The 18,075-nt window shown below is 33.0% G+C and carries 17 protein-coding genes; 13 read left to right on the forward strand and 4 right to left on the reverse strand.

Annotated features, from left to right (window positions below):
- The first annotated feature begins 11 nt into the window (after positions 1-11).
- The 3 genes from arsB to ACJDUH_RS01195 all read left to right on the forward strand — a co-directional run bounded on the left by arsB (position 12) and on the right by ACJDUH_RS01195 (position 2,313).
- Positions 12-1,073, forward strand: coding sequence for an ACR3 family arsenite efflux transporter (gene arsB, locus ACJDUH_RS01185; RefSeq protein ID WP_406763325.1), 1,062 nt, complete (start codon positions 12-14; stop codon positions 1,071-1,073).
- Positions 1,074-1,284: 211 nt separating this feature from the next.
- Complete coding sequence (locus ACJDUH_RS01190; RefSeq protein ID WP_406763326.1) at positions 1,285-1,881, forward strand: PadR family transcriptional regulator; 597 nt, start codon at positions 1,285-1,287, stop codon at positions 1,879-1,881.
- A 15-nt stretch (positions 1,882-1,896) separates the two neighbouring features.
- Positions 1,897-2,313, forward strand: coding sequence for a hypothetical protein (locus ACJDUH_RS01195; protein WP_406763327.1), 417 nt, complete (start codon positions 1,897-1,899; stop codon positions 2,311-2,313).
- Between the two features lie 75 nt (positions 2,314-2,388).
- On the opposite strand, the gene crcB (ACJDUH_RS01200) is transcribed toward ACJDUH_RS01195, so the two are convergent.
- From crcB (ACJDUH_RS01200) to ACJDUH_RS01210, 3 genes are all read right to left on the reverse strand, one after another.
- Positions 2,389-2,748 (reverse strand): fluoride efflux transporter CrcB, encoded by a 360-nt coding sequence (gene crcB / locus ACJDUH_RS01200; protein WP_406763328.1) that lies wholly within the window; start codon positions 2,746-2,748, stop codon positions 2,389-2,391.
- Position 2,749: 1 nt separating this feature from the next.
- Positions 2,750-3,205, reverse strand: a complete 456-nt coding sequence (crcB, locus tag ACJDUH_RS01205; RefSeq protein ID WP_406763329.1) for a fluoride efflux transporter CrcB — start codon at positions 3,203-3,205, stop codon at positions 2,750-2,752.
- Between the two features lie 79 nt (positions 3,206-3,284).
- Complete coding sequence (locus ACJDUH_RS01210) at positions 3,285-4,604, reverse strand: replication-associated recombination protein A (protein ID WP_406764987.1); 1,320 nt, start codon at positions 4,602-4,604, stop codon at positions 3,285-3,287.
- Between the two features lie 260 nt (positions 4,605-4,864).
- On the opposite strand from ACJDUH_RS01210, the gene ACJDUH_RS01215 reads away from it, so the two are divergent.
- From ACJDUH_RS01215 to ACJDUH_RS01245, 7 genes are all read left to right on the forward strand, one after another.
- Positions 4,865-5,545 carry a response regulator transcription factor gene (locus tag ACJDUH_RS01215; protein ID WP_406763330.1) on the forward strand — a complete coding sequence of 227 codons (681 nt, stop codon included), beginning with the start codon at positions 4,865-4,867 and terminating at the stop codon, positions 5,543-5,545.
- Positions 5,542-6,933, forward strand: a complete 1,392-nt coding sequence (locus ACJDUH_RS01220) for a HAMP domain-containing sensor histidine kinase (RefSeq protein ID WP_406763331.1) — start codon at positions 5,542-5,544, stop codon at positions 6,931-6,933. The genes ACJDUH_RS01215 and ACJDUH_RS01220 overlap by 4 nt, the downstream gene beginning before the upstream one ends.
- Positions 6,934-7,123: 190 nt before the next feature.
- Positions 7,124-8,344, forward strand: a complete 1,221-nt coding sequence (locus ACJDUH_RS01225; RefSeq protein ID WP_406763332.1) for an efflux RND transporter periplasmic adaptor subunit — start codon at positions 7,124-7,126, stop codon at positions 8,342-8,344.
- Between the two features lie 20 nt (positions 8,345-8,364).
- Complete coding sequence (locus ACJDUH_RS01230; RefSeq protein ID WP_406763333.1) at positions 8,365-9,081, forward strand: ABC transporter ATP-binding protein; 717 nt, start codon at positions 8,365-8,367, stop codon at positions 9,079-9,081.
- Positions 9,078-10,268, forward strand: a complete 1,191-nt coding sequence (locus tag ACJDUH_RS01235; protein WP_406763334.1) for an ABC transporter permease — start codon at positions 9,078-9,080, stop codon at positions 10,266-10,268. Before ACJDUH_RS01230 ends, ACJDUH_RS01235 begins: the two co-directional genes overlap by 4 nt.
- Positions 10,269-10,365: 97 nt before the next feature.
- On the forward strand, positions 10,366-11,331 hold the full coding sequence (locus ACJDUH_RS01240; RefSeq protein ID WP_406763335.1) for a glycosyltransferase family 2 protein: 966 nt from the start codon (positions 10,366-10,368) through the stop codon (positions 11,329-11,331).
- Between the two features lie 92 nt (positions 11,332-11,423).
- Positions 11,424-13,121: a methyl-accepting chemotaxis protein gene (locus tag ACJDUH_RS01245; protein WP_406763336.1), complete on the forward strand. Its 1,698-nt coding sequence runs from the start codon at positions 11,424-11,426 to the stop codon at positions 13,119-13,121.
- A 91-nt stretch (positions 13,122-13,212) separates the two neighbouring features.
- On the opposite strand, the gene ACJDUH_RS01250 is transcribed toward ACJDUH_RS01245, so the two are convergent.
- Entirely contained in the window at positions 13,213-14,358 is a 1,146-nt protein-coding gene (locus ACJDUH_RS01250) for an amidase domain-containing protein (protein WP_406764988.1), read from the reverse strand.
- Between the two features lie 276 nt (positions 14,359-14,634).
- Between ACJDUH_RS01250 and ACJDUH_RS01255 the strand changes: the two genes are divergently transcribed.
- The 3 genes from ACJDUH_RS01255 to ACJDUH_RS01265 are packed head-to-tail and all read left to right on the forward strand — an operon-like array spanning position 14,635 to position 18,037.
- Positions 14,635-16,104: an efflux RND transporter periplasmic adaptor subunit gene (locus tag ACJDUH_RS01255; RefSeq protein ID WP_406763337.1), complete on the forward strand. Its 1,470-nt coding sequence runs from the start codon at positions 14,635-14,637 to the stop codon at positions 16,102-16,104.
- 29 nt (positions 16,105-16,133) lie between these two features.
- On the forward strand, positions 16,134-16,847 hold the full coding sequence (locus ACJDUH_RS01260) for an ABC transporter ATP-binding protein (RefSeq protein WP_406763338.1): 714 nt from the start codon (positions 16,134-16,136) through the stop codon (positions 16,845-16,847).
- Positions 16,844-18,037: an ABC transporter permease gene (locus ACJDUH_RS01265; RefSeq protein ID WP_406763339.1), complete on the forward strand. Its 1,194-nt coding sequence runs from the start codon at positions 16,844-16,846 to the stop codon at positions 18,035-18,037. The genes ACJDUH_RS01260 and ACJDUH_RS01265 overlap by 4 nt, the downstream gene beginning before the upstream one ends.
- Positions 18,038-18,075 lie beyond the last annotated feature (38 nt).

The raw sequence follows: 18,075 nt of genomic DNA on the forward strand, positions 1-18,075 counted from the left end.
GAGGAATAATTTTGAGTAATAAAAAAGGAAGACTTGCTTGGTTAGATAAGTATCTAACTTTGTGGATTTTTTTAGCTATGGCACTAGGAGTATTAATAGGATGGGTATTCCCAGGTCTTTCAAATGTATTATCCTCACTTTCAATAGGTACCACATCTATTCCAATTGCTATAGGACTTATTGTAATGATGTATCCACCGCTTGCTAAGGTAAATTATAAAGAGTTAGGAAAGGTCTTTAGAAGTCCTAAGGTCTTAACTTTGTCACTAGTACAGAACTGGATTATTGGACCAGTATTAATGTTTACACTAGCGGTAGTATTTTTAAGAAATTACCCACATTTTATGGTAGGACTTATACTTATTGGACTTGCAAGATGTATAGCTATGGTAATTGTATGGAATAGCTTGGCTGATGGAGATAATGAATATGCAGCTGCACTTGTTGCGTTTAATTCAATATTTCAAGTGGTATTCTACTCAATATTTGCTTATATATTTATCACAGTATTACCAAAGTGGATTGGTCTAGAAGGCATGGCAGTGCATGTTTCAATGGGGGAGGTTGCTTCGTCAGTAGCTATCTATCTTGGTATACCATTTATTGGTGGAATGCTAACGAGATTATTATTAGAACCAGCTAAGGGAACTGAATGGTATACTAAAAAATTCATACCAAAGATTAGCCCATTAGCATTAATTGCATTGTTATTTACTATTGTTATTATGTTCATGTTCAAAGGTAAATATATAATCGAACTACCGATGGATGTTGTGAGAATTGCTATACCACTTGTAATATATTTTATAATAATGTTTTCTGTTTCCTTCTTTATAAGTCATAAATCTGGAATAGACTATCCTAAAACAGTTAGCCTTTCATTTACGGCAGCTAGTAATAACTTTGAACTTGCAATAGCTGTTGCTGTAGCAGTCTTTGGAATTCAATCAAAGGAAGCATTTACTGCAGTTATAGGACCACTCATTGAAGTACCAGTGATGATAGGACTGGTTAATGTGGCACTAGGTTGGGGAAGAAAATATTTTAATTACAAGAGAAATATAGAAAGTTAAAAATTAATATAAACACTAATGAGGCCAGTATATGCTGGCTTTTTTTTAATTGAGATAGATTTATAATTATTTTCTATTATTTATTTGAGCTTTTCTATAATTTATAAATAATAGCCTAGAAATTTATTGGTAAAAATATTTACATTATAAGGAAATAAATGTATAATATATCCATAAATAATATATCGAATCGATATAGGAGGATAATATATTGAATACAAATATTGACTACCTAATAATGGGTTTACTAATGAATGGGGATAAAAGTGGATACGATATTAAGAAAATTATTGAATTATCACCAGTTCCGTCTATTTCATCAAGCTGTGGTTCTATATATCCAGCAATTAAAAAGCTTGAAAAGGAGGAAATATTAGAAAAGCATCTCATAGTTCAGGATGACAAACCAAACAAGCATCTGCTTCTTTTAACGCCAAAAGGTAAAAAAACCTTTATGGAATGGTTGAGTGCGCCTATTCTCATTGAGAATTTTAACATGGCAGATGAATCCTTTAACCAAAAATTTCTGTTTTTTTCTTATTTAAATGAAAATGAGGTAAATGCACATTGTTGTGAACAAATTAGAGCAATTAATAACTTCATTGAATCTGTAGAAGGGTTTAAGGTTAAGTACGGAAGCCAACTAGATAAATATGCATTGTGGAACCTTAAAGGTTCTTTAGATTTACTTAAATGCAGACTGAAGTGGCTAAATGATATATTAAATGATTTAAAAAATGAGGTTTCTATAAATAAATTTAGTAAAGCAAAATGTATAAAACAGCATTGCTTTAAACAAAAATTCTGAAAGGAGAACTATAATATGCGTAATATTATTCTTAGAGGAATTTATGTCGGTTTTGTTTCAGGAGTAATCACTGGAATTTTAACAATAATATCTGATGGAATATTTTACTCTAAATATGTAACGAGCAACCTGATGGCAAAAGAATATTCAAAACCAGTTATACAGTTACTGGTTTTCATGCTGATTAATATTTTTTATGGGAGTATACAAGGAGGAATATTTGCTTGGCTTCTACCTTTGCTGCCGAATGATTGGTTGTTTAGAGGGGTAATCTTTGGAGTAGTTAGTTATGTAATTTTAAGTAGGCATTTCGTTGAAGGTTTAGCATTTATTAATAATAAATTCATACCAGTAAAATTATCCATATATCTTTCTGTTGAATTTTTCTTATTATATTTATTTCAAGGCATAATAATTTCCAGGTTTTTTTAGTATCAAAAATAAGACATAAAAGTTTAATATTGAGGTAAAATGATTAATTTAAAGTAATCATTTTACCTTTATTATTTACTTTAGCAAAAAAACTATTTTTGTACCAATAATAAACCCTATTACGCCTAAAATCAAAGAAGTTAAAATATAAGTAAAGGCATTAAGTTTTTCATTTTCATTAAAAAGGTTAAAACCTTCATACATAAAGGTTGAAAATGTGGTATAACCACCTAAAAATCCATCTGCTAGAAGATGAGTTAAATTAGCACTTACTCCAATTGAACTTACTATTCCAAGTATAAAGGCTCCGGTAATATTTATTGTAAAGGTTCCTATGGGATACTTAGTTTTTGATTTTGAAGAAATTACTTTTCCAAGCTTGTATCTTACAATGCTTCCAAAGGCCCCGCCAATACCAACAAGAAGGTAATCCATCTTATTCAGCCTCCTCCTCTAAATCAGCAGCAGTTTCTTCTGCAGTTACCCATTGATGCCATTTTGTGTCTACCTGTTTATAAGAAACTATCCTTGCCACAGCTGTACCCAAATATGCCGCACCAAGTCCTAAAATTATTGAAAGTAAAATATAACATGCAGCTGAAACAAAATATCCGCTGGTTATTAGTAAAGCAGTTTCCTTGCACATAGTAGAAAAAGTAGTATATGCTCCAATAAAACCTGTCCCTATTCCAAGTTTAATATCAGAATCAAATCCCTTTATTAGAAGGGCAGCAGTTAAAATAAATGCAAGTAGAAAGCTTCCTGTAATATTTATTATGAAAGTATTTAAAGGAAATGCTCCATTGTAATGATAAAGCTGTATATTCTTTATATAATATCTCAATATTGCTCCAAGTATTCCGCCTAATCCTATAAAAATGTATTTCCGCATTATTCCTCCTAGTAGTATTTAGCTTTTACAAAAGTATAAACATTTCTGCTTATATTGCATTGTTATTTTTATAAATATTTTATCTCTTTTTGTTTTCCCATAATTTACTAAGTCTTTCTTTAATTCGTACCTCTGCTCCATTTTCTGTAGGGCTGTAATAAACCTTATCCTTATGTGAGGTTGGAAGGTACTGCTGTTCTACAAAACCACCAAAGCTATGTGGATAAAGATAATGCTGTCCCTTTTCCAAACGGTCAGCTCCCTTATAGTGAGCATCCATTAAATAAGGAGGAATACCTGAATCCCTATTTTTGCGAACATCTTCAAGTGCATTATCTATGGCAAAATATGAGGCATTAGATTTAGGTGCACAAGCTGCGTAAATAGCAGCTTGAGAAAGGTTTATTCTGCATTCTGGCATTCCAATTACTTGAGCTGCAGTCATAGCACTTGTGGCTACAACTAGTGCCATAGGGTCTGCATTTCCAATGTCTTCTGAGGCACAGATTACAATTCTTCTGGCAATAAATATAGGGTCCTCTCCACTATCCAGCATTTTAGCTAAATAAAATACAACAGCATCTGGATCACTGCCTCTCATGGATTTAATGAAAGCACTAATAGTGTCATAATGATTATCTCCATTTTTATCGTAGAGAGTCATTTTTCTCTGAATACATTCTTTAGCATCCTCTACAGTAATAATAATTTCATTATCTGCTCTTTTAGAGGTCTTTGCAGCCATTTCTAAGGCATTTAAAGCCTTCCTTATATCTCCATTGCTGTGAACAGCAAAATACTCTAGCACTTCATCTTCTAGAGAAATAGATAAATTTCCAAGGCCCTTAGGATTCTTAAGTGCATTCTTAAGTGCCTTAATTACATCCTCATCTGTTAGAGCCTTTAGCTGAAATATCATTGAACGTGAAAGTAAAGCGTTGTTCACCTCAAAATAAGGGTTTTCAGTAGTTGCGCCAATTAAGGTTATAATTCCCTTTTCAACCCAGGGAAGAAGGGAATCCTGTTGAGATTTATTGAAGCGATGCACCTCGTCTAGAAATAGTATTGTTTTTATGCTATACAGCTTAAGATTGCTTTCTGCTTCATGCACAATTTTTCTAACATCAGCCGTTCCTGCTGATACGGCGCTTAACTCTACGAAATTGGCTTTAGTTTTATTTGCTATTATCCTTGCTAGAGTTGTTTTACCAACGCCTGGAGGTCCGTAAAATATTGCTGAAGATATATTATCTGTCATTATTGCTCTATATAGCATCTTATCCTTTGAAAGTAGATGCTCCTGGCCAATAAAATCCTCAAGGGTTTCTGGTCTAACTCTTTCTGCAAGTGGTTTCAGCTTAAAGTTATTTTTTTCATTTGCTATATCAAATAAATCCATTTTTCCACTTCCTGTTTTCATGAAATATATTAAATTATAATAAGATTAAACTTCTGTAAGTTACAATATCTATAGAAATCGATTGATTTCATCATAATATTTATCTATATATTATAGCATATTAATATTCACAAAGTGTATTCAGCAAATCAGTCAAATTTTAGTGAAACACATATTTTTCACATAATTTATCTAAAATGTTTCGTTAATTTTATGCTAGAATATAATTAATTTAAAACAGTTTTGTTGAGGTGATAGGTATGTCACAAAAAATCTATCTTGTAGAAGATGAAAAAAGTTTAAATATCTTGCTGGAAAAATATTTGCAGAAGGAAGGTTATGAAGTAACTACTTTTGCAAACGGAAATTCTGCAATAGAAAAGATAAAAGATTTGCCGGATCTATGGGTATTAGATATAATGCTGCCTGATACTGATGGCTACGAAATAATTAAGACAATTAAAGAGTATAACAAAAATACTCCTGTCATATTTATGTCTGCTAGAAATGAGGAGCTTGACAGAGTGGTGGGGCTAGAGCTAGGAAGTGATGATTACCTGTCAAAGCCGTTTTTACCAAGAGAATTGGTTATTAGGGTTAACAAATTAATGGAAAGAATATATGGGAAGGTAAATGAGGAAGCTGTAGATATTCTTCTGAGTATAGGAGAATATAGAATAAGCAAGAATCAGAGAACTGTTTTACTAGGAAATGAGGAAATTCAATTGACAAATAAGGAATTTGAATTATTAAATTATTTTGTAGTGAATAAAAATACTGTAGTTTCCAGAGAACAAATTCTAGTAAATGTATGGGGCGATGATTACTTTGGTTCAGACAGAGTGGTGGATGATACAATAAGAAGACTTAGAAAAAAGGTAGAAAGACTAAACTTTGAAACTGTATATGGCTATGGTTATAAATTGGTGGTAAAAATATGAGAAAACTAAAGTTTAAATCCTTAACTATGAGAATATGGACTACCTTTACTGCTATAATTCTTGTAATAATATGCAGTATTTCTTTATTATATTTATTTGCCTTTAGAAGAATGAGCGATAATGCAAAGGTTCAAGACTTAAAGGTTGTCCACGAATTATTAAAAAGTAATAATTTTAATCAGCCAACCAGATTAGATGAACTAAAGAATTTGAGGGGCAGCGATAGTTTTATAGTCAAAATTGACAGCAGCAAACAAGTTCAGATTAATGATATTAATAATAAAATGAATGTGCCTCATGATCAGGGGAATAATCCTCCTCCTGGGTTTCATGGCAATGACACTGCTGCAAGGAACTGGATGGCAAGTTTTATAAAAGAAGATAACATTTATGAAAAACAGTTTAAAGCCAATTATAATGGTATGAATTTTATCTTTATTATAAGCTCAATAGATAGCAGCAGTACTGCAAAATCCTATTTAATTACTTATATGCCAAATTTTCAAGACAATACTTTATTATATTCAATGCTTGTCATTGGAATGGTATTTATTGCCATTGGGTTTCTAACGGCAAAACTTGTAGCAAATTATATTTCGAAGCCCCTTAAGGAACTTGAGGAATTTACAGTTAAAGTAGCCCATAAGGACTGGAAAGAATCAATAAAATTAAAAAATGAAGATGAAATTGGAAGGCTTGCTGAGTCTATGAATAGCATGCAAAGGGAATTAAAGCATGCAGATGAAGAAGAAAAAATGTTTCTGCAGAGTATATCTCATGATTTAAAAACTCCTGTTATGGTAATTATGAGCCATGCAGATGCAATTATAGATGGTGTGTATATTGATTCTGTAGAAAAAACTGCAGAAATTATTAGGGATGAAGCTATAAGCTTAGAGAAGAAAATTAAACAGCTTTTGTATTTAAATACCTTAGATTATGTTTTGGGAAATAATACTGAAAACAATGAAATTGAATTACATGATTTTTTACTTCATATTATTAATAGGTTTGAATTAGTAAACAGTGAAATAGAATGGAATCTTAATTTAGACAATTTAAGTGTTAATGGTTATGAAGAAAAGCTTCAGGTTGCCATAGAAAACATACTAGATAATGCACTTAGATATGCAAAGGAGAAGATCTGCATAACATTAAAAAGAGAAGGCGCCTTTGCTGTTTTAGAAATATTTAATGATGGGCCCAATATTAAAGAAGAGCATTTAGATCACATTTTTGACAATCTATATAAGGATAAAACGGGAAACTTCGGCCTTGGGCTTGCAATTTCTAAAAAGATTATAGATTTTTATAATGCTGAAATAAAAGCTGTAAATAGAGAAAATGGCGTAAGCTTCATAATTAAGTATCCAATAGAAGCCATATGACTTATTTTATAAGTCATATGGCTTCTACTTATTTTAACATATTATACAAGAAATAAGTCATAAGCCAATGGATGCCACTTTCACATAATGTTCACATTAGTTTTTGATAATAGTGCAACAATTAAAAATTATAATTCTTTATATGGATATAAGATGGAATTTAAGCTTCTAGCTAAGAGGAGGAATTATAATGAAGAGTAAATTAATTAAGGCCGTTATAGCAGGAATAATTGTTCTTGGCGTTGCATTTGGAGGTTTCTATGGATATAAGACCCTAGCTGGTAAGCCGGCTTCTGCAACAGTTAGCCAGTATTATTCAGTAGCTGCAAGAAAAATGAATCTGCAGGTAACTATTCAAGGTACAGGTGCAGCTTATGCTGCTGTAACTAAGGATGTAGCTCCAAACAATAATGGAACTTTAAAGAGTCTTACAGTTAAAGTAGGTGATACTGTTACTACAGGACAAAAGCTTTACACCGCTGATAGTGATGACTTAAGAAAAGCAGTTACTAGTGCACAAAATAATTTAACGAAGCAGAAGCTAACCTTAACAACTGATGAAAGTGCTGAAAAAGTAGATGATAACAAGGTTGCAATGGATAAAATATCTGTAAGTGATGCACAGTCTCAATTAAATGATGCATATGCCCAATTAAATAAAATGACTGTTACTGCGCCAATTGGCGGAGTAGTGACTGCAGTAAATAATATTAACGGAGACAGTGTGTCGCAAGGAAAGAGTGTACTTACTATAGTTGATATGAGTTCAATGAAGGTTAAGGTAGCTGTTGACGAACTAGATATAGGAAAAGTAAAGGCTTCCCAGGCAGCAACAATTAAATTTGATGCTATTAAAGATAAATCTTTTGATGGAACAGTAGAAACAATCGCTCAGACAGGTACCTCTTCAAATAATGTTACAACTTATGATGTGGTGGTAGCCATTAAAAATCCAACTGGCATAAAGCTTGGTATGAATGCAAATGTTACTATTTCAGTTGAAAGCAAAGACAATGCGCTAGTAATACCTGCAGATGCTCTAGTTGAAAATAATGGACAAAAATTTGTTAGGTTAATAAATAGTAGCAGCTCAGCAGCTGTAAACAACAGTAATGCAAATTCAAGCTCACAAAATAGTCAAAGCAGTAATTTAACTTCAATAAAGACTGGACTTGAAACTGAAAACTATATAGAGGTAACTGATGGATTAAAAGAAGGAGATAAGGTTCAAATAAAATTAACACAAGCAAGCTCTTCAAATAGTAGTAATAAAGGAAATGCCGCCGGAGGTTTCGGAGGAGATATGGGCGGCTTTGGAGGACCTCAAGGCGGAAATGGCGGCCCAATGCCTCAAGGCAGCAATGGGGGTAGCGGAACACAGGGCAGCAATAGCAGCGGGACTAAAAATTAAGGTGTGTGGAGGGTGTGAGTATGGGGGATAGTTTTATTAATAAAGATATTATTACCATGACCAATATTGAAAAAGTATATAAAATGGGAAGCAGCACCTTTAAAGCCTTAGATGGTGTTACCTTAAGAATTAGTAAAGGAGAGTATGTAGCTATTGTAGGTCCTTCTGGCGCTGGGAAGTCTACTCTTATGAATATAATTGGCTGCTTGGATAAACCTACAAATGGGGAATATATTTTAGATGAGCTAAATACAAGCTGCAGCGATAATAAATTAGCCGAAATAAGAAATAAAAAAATAGGATTTATATTTCAAAATTATAATCTGCTCCCAAAACTTAATGTATTTCAAAATATTGAGCTTCCTCTGTTATATTTAGGCTACCCAAACAGCAAGATAAGGGAAAAGGTATTGAGGGCAATTGAAAAGGTTGATCTTCAATCGCATATAAAACATAAGCCTTCAGAACTTTCTGGAGGGCAGATGCAGAGGGTGGCCATAGCAAGGGCTCTTGTTACTGAACCACAAATAATTCTTGCAGATGAACCTACAGGGGCCCTTGATAGTAAAACTGGAAAAGAAGTATTGAAAATGCTTACCAAGTTAAACTCTGAAGGTAATACAATTATTATTATTACACATGATAAAGAAATAGCTTCAAATGCAAAAAGAATAATAACGGTAAGAGACGGCGTAACTGTATCAGATCAATTAAGCGAAAGTAAGGTGGGAGTATGAAATATACAAGACTTATAAAAATGGCATTATCTGCAGTTTGGCATAATAAAATGCGCTCTTTTCTTACTATGCTAGGTATAATCATAGGTATATCTTCGGTTATAGTACTTGTAGGTATGGGACAAGGCACCCAAAAAAAGATTAGTGATCAAATTGAAAAGTTAGGGACTAATTTAATAACAGTCAATATAATGGGCAATAGAACTCCTACTATTACAGATAGTGAGTTAGCAGACTTAAAAACAAAGCCGGGAATTAAAGAAATTGCACCTACTATTTCTGAGGGAAATGTAAATATTAAATCAGGCAGCAAATCCAGCACTACCACCATTGAGGCCTCCACACCAAATTATTCGGAAATAAGAAAGCTTACTGTAAGTAGTGGGAGGTTTCTAACTCAACGAGATTTAGATAATAGATATAATGTACTTGTTATCGGTACTGATACAGCACAGAACATCTTTGACAGAACAAATGTAGTTGGAAACACCATGTATGTTAATGGTATCGAATTTACTATAGTGGGTGTTCTTGAGTCAACGGGGACCTCAAGTTCAGGCTCTGGTGATGATAGAATTATACTGCCTCTTACTACAGCTGAAAGGCTACTAAAAACTGCCAATGCAAAAACCTTTTATATAGAAGCAGAAAGTAAGGATACAGTAGATACTGCCATGTCATATTTGACGTTGTTTTTAAATAAAAAATATAAAATTACTGACAACACTACAAATACCAGAAGCTACTATAGAGTTATGAACCAAACTAGTATACTAGACACAGCAACATCAACAACTCAGAGCATGACCTCCATGCTTGCAGGGATTGCAGCCATTTCTCTTATTGTAGGTGGGATAGGAATAATGAATATTATGCTTGTTTCAGTAGTAGAGAGAACTAGAGAGATAGGTACAAGAAAAGCAATTGGAGCGAAGCGGAGAACAATACTTTTGCAATTTTTAATTGAAGCTGCAAGTGTAAGCGGACTAGGTGGAATAATAGGAGTTTTATTTGGGTATTTAGGCTCCTATGTAGGACAGCGATTTTTTAATACAACAATATTGATTTCAGGCAATATAGTAATAATTGCATTTTTGTTCTCTGTAATAGTAGGAGTAGCATTTGGAATATATCCTGCTAATAAGGCTTCGAAACTAAATCCAATAGATGCGTTAAGATTCGAATAAGAGTAGTGGACATCAATATGGCTTATGTAATAAGTCATATTGATGCCACTTAAATTAAATAAAATTGGGAATAATATCAATGAGGTGGTGTGTTAGTATGATTAATAAAATATATTCTCTAATAGTTCCGCTTTATAATGAAGAACTTGTTATTAATGAAAGTTACAGAAGATTAAAAGAAGTGATGGAAGAGACTCATGAGGAATATGAAATTATTTTTGTAAATGACGGCAGTAAGGATTTAACTAAAAAAATGGCAGAGGAAATATGTAAAAAAGATGGAAAAATAAAACTTGTTAGTTTTTCAAGGAATTTTGGGCATCAGGCAGCAATTACAGCAGGAATGAATATAGCGGCTGGCAAAGCTGTAATAGTTATTGATGCAGATCTTCAAGATCCCCCAGAGGTTATATTACAGATGATTGAGAAGTGGAAGGAGGGGTTCCAGGTAGTTTATGGAAAGAGAGCTAAAAGGGAAGGAGAAGGCTTCTTAAAAAAGTTTACTGCTAAAGCATTTTATAGAATATTGAAAAGTATGACTAGTATAGATATTCCTGTGGATACAGGTGATTTTAGACTTATAGATAGAAAGGTATGTAATGCATTAAATTCACTTCCTGAAAAAAACAGATATGTAAGAGGCCTTGTAAGTTGGGTCGGATATAAACAGAGCTCTGTAGAATTTATTAGGCAAGAGAGATTTGCGGGAGAAACTAAGTATCCTCTTAAAAAGATGATGAAATTAGCACTGGATGGAATTACCTCCTTTTCTCACAAACCCCTTATAGTTGGCAGCTATTTTGGAGGGATCATATTTTCCATAGGGATAATTTCAGCCTTTGGAGTATTAATAAGAGATTTAATAAATAAGGTAAATCCTATAAACATATATTTTATGTTTGCAATAAGCTTAATAATGTTTGGGCTTGTTTTTATAACTCTCGGAATGATGGGGGAGTATATTGGAAGAATGTTTGATGAAAGCAAAAATAGGCCTTTATATATAATAGATGACATTATTAATTATGAAGAAAAACCTCAAATATATGAAGTTATTAGCTAATGTGTAAATGTGACTCCAATTAGCAAATATATGCAAAATACTACTATATATGCTATAATAGATTAATAATTTGGATAATTGGGGGCGCAATTATGAAATCCTTGAAAAATTTGAAGATTACCACTAGTTTTAAAATTATCAGTATATTTGCAGCAGTTTTATTAATAGTAATTGGGGCCGTGGGATATTGGAGCATGAAAACCATTAATGACAATTTAAAATATGTATTAGATAATAATTTAGTGCCTGTAAGTATGACAGGTAATATGAGAAGTGACTTTCTAAAGATAGATTTAGAAGTAAGCAAGGCTGGATTAGGAGCGTTAGATATTAATACTGCTTCAACAGTAGATATGTATAAAAAAGATATGGAAAGTTCTGAAAAAGAATATAGAAAAATAAATATTTCTAGTTTTGAAAAGTCTAAGCTTGATGAACTAGATGGTTACGAAAAGAGCTTTTTTGAAATATGGGATAATGTTGTAGTACAGACAGGTAATTCTCAAAAGCTTAATGAATCAGATAGCTCTCATTTAGCAGACATAAGCGGGAAAATTGAAACCTTACTGCAGAATTTATCTCAATATAATGAAAACGAAGCTAATACTAGAAGAACAGAAAGCCTTGCAGCCTACAAAAGTGGCTTATACACCATGTTAGCCATAATAATAGCAGCATTTATTATGTTCTTAGTGATAGCTTATATAGTTATTAAAATGGTTCAAAAGGCATCAAAGAATATGATTTCTACATTAGAAACTATATCAACCGGTGATTTTACAGTTCAAATAGATGATTTTAGTAATAATGAGTTCGGAATAATGAAAAAGACTCTAAGAAAGACCATAGATGGTGTTTCTAATATGATAAAAACCATACAAGATAAAATAACACTTCTAGATGAGGATGCAATAAAGTTAAGTTCAGTTTCTGATGAGATGTCATTATCTTCAAAGAATGTAGCTGCTGCTATTGGTGAGGTGGCTAGTGGTACTAGCTCACAAGCTGAAGATTTAATGGAAGTATCAAAAGTATTATATGACTTTGGAAATCAACTTGATAATATAGTTCATTCCATAGGAAATGTTGACAATAATTCAAGAAAAATTAATGAAATGACCAAAAGTGGCAACAATAATATGGTTAATTTGACACTTTCAATTGAAAACATCAGCAGTACATTTAATACCTTCATAAATGGAATTATGAATTTGAATCAAAACATAAACAAGGTGAATGAGATTACAGGGTTAATAAATGGTATTGCAGAGCAAACTAATCTCTTAGCACTTAATGCTTCCATTGAGGCTGCTAGAGCAGGAGAGGCAGGAAAGGGATTTGCAGTTGTTGCGGATGAAATAAGAAAACTTGCTGAACAAAGTAAAGTATCCTCTGATAACATAAGCCAATTAATTTCAGGAGTATCACAGGAAAGCAGTAATATAAAGAGCAATGCTTATACAGTAAATGATGAATTTAAAAATCAAATGGTATTAATAAATACTGCAGTTGCCACTTATGAAGAAATTTTAATGGCAATAAATGAGGTTATTTCACAAATAGAAGAGGTAAATACTTCAGCCCAAAGCTTAAATGGCGGAAAAGATAATATAATAAATAAATTGGACGCGGTATCAACTGTTGCACAAGAAGTATCTGCTTCTTCTGAAGAAATTTCTGCATCAACAGAAGAGATGGAAGCTTCATCAAATGAGGTTGCAAATACCTCAAAGAGGTTAAATGAAATGGCAAAGACTATTATAAATGAGGTAAATAAATTCAAAATGTAATGTAAAAAATGTTGTGTTTTTAGTTAAACCTATAAAAACACAACATTTTTATTTTTTTACATATTAATTAAAGACAAATATTTTGCATTTACTAACCGTTTATGTGGATTAATAAAAATCTAATCTTTTTATCTCCCCAGCCCAGATCCCAAGGCACATGATATCTATCTGTAGTATGTGAATTTACCAAAGGATAGCCATGGCAATCAAAACCTGTAACAATTGCAAAATGATCTATATTACCTCTGCCTTTTTCATAGCAAACTAAATCCCCTATTTGGAGCTTGCTGATTGCAGGCGGGGAACCATTTTGTGAGGCCGTAAGCTCTTTAAAGGTACCTATCTTTATTAAACTTCCCTTTCCGGAGTAAAGGAGATAATTCTTAAATGCATCTGCATTTACCCATGCGCTAGAATGAGGAACCCAGCCTCCGCTTAAGGGCAAACCTCCGCCAGCTTTGTCTCCCAGTGCCTGGGAAACATAATTAGTACAGTCCCCACCAATACCATTATAATCATTATATTTTTTATTATATTTGAAATTATTTCCGCTGCCCCATGCTGCGCCGCAGTACTTATCAGCGTAGGCCGCTGCATTTTGCCTGTCATAATATTTTTTATTATTAAAGGAAAACAGATCATTAGATAATAGTGAGAATTTATTGTAGGATATTGTTGAGCTTGGTAATTCTATAGTGTAGGATTGTAGTGCATCTTCAAAGCAGTCAGTATACCAATCGTTATAAATTATCCAAGCACCGTTTTTATTAATAAGACTTGTTGTATGTCTTATACCAACACCAAAAGAATTAACAGGGGAAGCCTCATCATTGTTATAAACATAGTCAAATTTATAGGACTCCTCTAATGCTATTTTGATAATATTCCCCCTTGGATAAATCTTTTTAATTCTCACGTATGATTCCACATTTCCAAAGGTAATTTCTCTTTCATTTGCCCAATCATTAAGATATTTTATTCTCTTAATTTCATGCTCCAGCGCCCACTTGCCATATTTTTGAGAAGTATCAAATAATTCTTTAACTGGAGACAGGTCTCCAGAGACAAAAGCTGATGAGCGAATATTATATATTCTTTCAATTTCCGCTTTAATTTGTTTATCATCTATTGAAGATTTTGATGGTTCAGCTCTTACAACTTCGTATTTTATATTAAATGTTATTATAAGAAATAATGATATCAAAATTATGGGTAAAACTTTATTTCTAACCTTTATACCTATTATCAAGCAAAACAACTCCTTTATGCAAAGTTAATTCAAAAAGCCCTACTTAAGATATTATTTAAGTAGTTTTAGTGTATCCAAACTTGCAAAGAAAATTGTATTGATTTTAAAAAATTTAAATTCAATTTTCTTCATAAATTTTCTTCATAAATTGTTAACAATATTGCCACTAAAAAAACATTAAGGGGCAATAAAATAATTACATTGCAATAAGAAATTAATTTTGGAATCATAAATCATATATTTTAATCAAATGGGAGGAACAATATGAAAAGTAAGTTAATTAAAACTATAATAGCGTGTGTTATAGTTGCTTGTGTAGCTGTTGGAGGCTATTATGGCTACAATAAATTTATTGCAGCTAAGCCAGTTAAGGCTGCAAGTCAGTATTTAACTGTTAATGCTAGGACAATGAATATGCAGGTAACTATTCAAGGAACTGGAGCTGCATATGCAGCAGTATCAAAGGATATAATGGCTAATAATAATGGAACTTTAAAGGATCTAAATGTAAAGATAGGGGATACGGTAGCAGCTGGAGCAAAGCTTTTTACTTCAGACAGCGATGATTTGAGGAAGAATGTTACTTCAGCACAAAATAATTTAAATAAACAAAATCTAACTCTGGCAAGTGACAAACAAGCTTTAGCAAATGCTCAAGCAGCGGTTACAGCAGCTGCTAGTACTACTGCTTCAAGTTCTAATGATAAAAGCTCTTCACAAAATGGGGGACAAAGTAATCAAAATCCTCAGGATGCTGTTTTAAGTGCTCAAAATAAAGTATCCATGGATCAATTAAGTCTATCTGACGCTCAGAGTCAATTAAGCTCTGCTAATGTACAACTAAGTAAAGCTGTAGTTGCAGCACCAATAGGAGGAGTGATTACAGTTGTAAATAACTCAAACGGTGACGCTGTTTCACCTGGGAAGGCAGTTGTTTCAATAGTTGATATGTCCTCTCTTAAGATAAAGGTTCAGGTAGATGAACTTGACATAGATAAGGTTAAAACTGGACAAAAGGCACAAATTACATTTGATGCTGTTAAAGATAAAACCTTTGATGGTACAGTAGAAACCATCGCTCAAACAGGAACTTCTAATAATAATGTAACAACCTATGATGTTGTTGTTGATATTACAGATCCTACTGGAATTAAAATAGGAATGAATGCAAATGTAAGCATTCAAGTTGATAGCAAGGATAATGCACTTGTTGTTCCATCTGAGGCTGTAATTGATAGGAATGGTCAAAAATTTGTTATGGTTCCTTCAAGCAGCACTACTACTGGTACAGGATCTTCAAATAATAACCCAACTTCACAAAACAACTCTGGAAACAATGGACAATCAACGAATGGAAGTAATGGACAATCAACGAATAGAAGTAACGGACAATCATCTGGAAGCAATGGACAGCAAGGAAGCAGCGGTCAGAATAGAAGATCAGGCAGCAGCTATGGCACATCCAGTGCTGGTAAATTAGTAAGAGTACAAACTGGCCTTGAAAATGAAAACTATGTAGAAATTACACAAGGTTTAAATGATGGAGATAAGGTGCTTATACAATTACCTCAAACAAGCTCAAGTACCAACAGTTCAAATAGAAACGGGTTAAGCACTGGCTTCGGTGGCGGCAGCTTTGGTGGCGGAGGTTTTGGTGGCGGAGGTAATTTCAGCGGCGGTGGTAATAGACAACAAACCAGCGGCGGCGGAAATAATGCTTCAAAAGGAAACTAAAACAAATAACAGGAATACAGGAGGGTCCTATGGCTGAGAATTCAAATAAAGAAATAATTAAAATGACCAATATAGAAAAAGCTTACAACATGGGCAGCAGTACCTTCAAAGCACTAGATGGAGTTGACCTAAGTATTTCTAAGGGGGAATACGTGGCTATTGTCGGACCATCTGGGGCTGGTAAGTCAACTCTTATGAATATTATTGGCTGTTTAGATACCCCCACCAATGGAGAATATATATTGGACGGGTTAAATACAAATTGCAGCGATAATAAACTAGCAGAAATAAGAAATAAGAAAATTGGCTTTATATTTCAAAATTACAATCTGCTGCCTAAATTAAATATATTAGAAAATGTTGAATTACCACTTATGTATCTAGGTTATCCCAATAAAGAAATAAGAGATAAGGCAAAGGCTGCACTTGAAAAGGTTGGTTTAACCACTCATTTAAAGCATAAACCCTCTGAGCTTTCAGGAGGTCAAATGCAAAGAGTTGCTATAGCTAGAGCACTTGCAACTGAACCACAAATAATACTTGCAGATGAGCCAACAGGAGCCTTAGATAGTAAAACTGGTAAAGAAGTATTACAAATGTTAAAGGATTTAAATAAAGAAGGCAATACTATAGTTATGATAACACATGATAAAGAAATAGCTGCAGAAGCAAAAAGAATGATTACTGTGAAGGACGGAGTTATAACCTCAGACACTTTATCAGTGAGTGAGGTGGGAGCATGAAATTTACTAGACTAGTAAAGATGGCATTATCATCCGTATGGAACAATAAAATGAGATCCTTTCTTACAATGCTTGGTATAATTATAGGTATATCCTCTGTAATTATATTAGTAGGAATGGGTCAGGGAACTCAAAAACAGATAAGTGATCAAATAGAAAAATTAGGAACGAATTTGATTACAGTAACTATTACGGGAAGAAGGACTCCTTCAATCTCAGATTCAGAACTTGCAGTTTTAAAGACTCAGCCTGGTATAAAGGAAATAGCACCGCAGCTTAGTTCAGGCAGTGTAAATATTAAAGCAGGAGATAAAAGTGCAACAACTTCCTTGGAAGCTTCTACACCAAATTATTCTGAAATAAGAAAAATTAACGTAGCTTCTGGCAGGTTTATAAATCAAAGAGATGAAGATAATAGATTTAAGGTTGCTGTAATAGGACCTGAAACAGCACAAAATATTTTTGGTAATACAAACGTTGTTGGTAATACTATGTATGTAAATGGAATTCAATTTACTATTGTTGGTGTTTTAGAATCCCAAGGTACCTCAGCTATGGGGTCAAGTGATGATAGAATTATAGTTCCGCTTTCTACAGGAGAAAGGTTACTTCAAACAACAAAAATTAATAACTATTATATAGAGGCAGAGAGTAAGGATACAGTTGATGAGGCAATGTCATATTTAACTTTATTCTTAAATAATAAATACAAAATTAGTAATAATAGCAATGTAAATACAAGAAACTATTATAGAGTAATGAATCAAACAAGTATTCTAGATACTGCAAATGCTACTAATCAAAGTATGACAGCAATGCTAGGCGGTATAGCAGCTATATCACTACTAGTTGGCGGTATCGGTATAATGAACATAATGCTTGTATCAGTAATTGAAAGAACAAGAGAAATAGGAATTAGAAAGGCAATTGGGGCAAAAAGAAGAACTGTTCTTCTGCAATTCTTAATTGAAGCAGCAAGTATAAGCAGCTTAGGAGGTATTCTTGGAGTTCTCCTTGGATATTTAGGTTCCTATTTTGGACCAAAGCTTTTTGGCAAAGTAATATTAATGTCGAATAGTATCGTAATAGAAGCCTTTATTTTTTCAGTAGTAGTGGGTATAATTTTTGGTATATACCCTGCAAATAAAGCCTCCAAGTTAAACCCAATCGATGCCTTAAGATTTGAATAAGTAATGTTAAACACGGAATATAGGTTAAGCACCGAAGA

This window comes from Candidatus Clostridium radicumherbarum (assembly GCF_045310525.1).
In the GTDB taxonomy this organism is placed as follows: domain Bacteria; phylum Bacillota; class Clostridia; order Clostridiales; family Clostridiaceae; genus Clostridium_AT; species Clostridium_AT radicumherbarum.

Bases quoted from the DNA above. Each gene is read 5' to 3' on its own strand.
- crcB (WP_406763329.1), bottom strand. From the start codon at position 3,205: ATGCGGAAATACATTTTTATAGGATTAGGCGGAATACTTGGAGCAATA.
- ACJDUH_RS01210 (WP_406764987.1), bottom strand. From the start codon at position 4,604: ATGGATTTATTTGATATAGCAAATGAAAAAAATAACTTTAAGCTGAAA.
- ACJDUH_RS01235 (WP_406763334.1), top strand. From the start codon at position 9,078: ATGAAATATACAAGACTTATAAAAATGGCATTATCTGCAGTTTGGCAT.
- ACJDUH_RS01265 (WP_406763339.1), top strand. From the start codon at position 16,844: ATGAAATTTACTAGACTAGTAAAGATGGCATTATCATCCGTATGGAAC.
- ACJDUH_RS01240 (WP_406763335.1), top strand. From the start codon at position 10,366: ATGATTAATAAAATATATTCTCTAATAGTTCCGCTTTATAATGAAGAA.
- ACJDUH_RS01225 (WP_406763332.1), top strand. From the start codon at position 7,124: ATGAAGAGTAAATTAATTAAGGCCGTTATAGCAGGAATAATTGTTCTT.
- ACJDUH_RS01220 (WP_406763331.1), top strand. From the start codon at position 5,542: ATGAGAAAACTAAAGTTTAAATCCTTAACTATGAGAATATGGACTACC.
- ACJDUH_RS01260 (WP_406763338.1), top strand. From the start codon at position 16,134: ATGGCTGAGAATTCAAATAAAGAAATAATTAAAATGACCAATATAGAA.
- ACJDUH_RS01245 (WP_406763336.1), top strand. From the start codon at position 11,424: ATGAAATCCTTGAAAAATTTGAAGATTACCACTAGTTTTAAAATTATC.
- ACJDUH_RS01215 (WP_406763330.1), top strand. From the start codon at position 4,865: ATGTCACAAAAAATCTATCTTGTAGAAGATGAAAAAAGTTTAAATATC.
- crcB (WP_406763328.1), bottom strand. From the start codon at position 2,748: ATGGATTACCTTCTTGTTGGTATTGGCGGGGCCTTTGGAAGCATTGTA.
- ACJDUH_RS01230 (WP_406763333.1), top strand. From the start codon at position 8,365: ATGGGGGATAGTTTTATTAATAAAGATATTATTACCATGACCAATATT.
- ACJDUH_RS01255 (WP_406763337.1), top strand. From the start codon at position 14,635: ATGAAAAGTAAGTTAATTAAAACTATAATAGCGTGTGTTATAGTTGCT.
- ACJDUH_RS01195 (WP_406763327.1), top strand. From the start codon at position 1,897: ATGCGTAATATTATTCTTAGAGGAATTTATGTCGGTTTTGTTTCAGGA.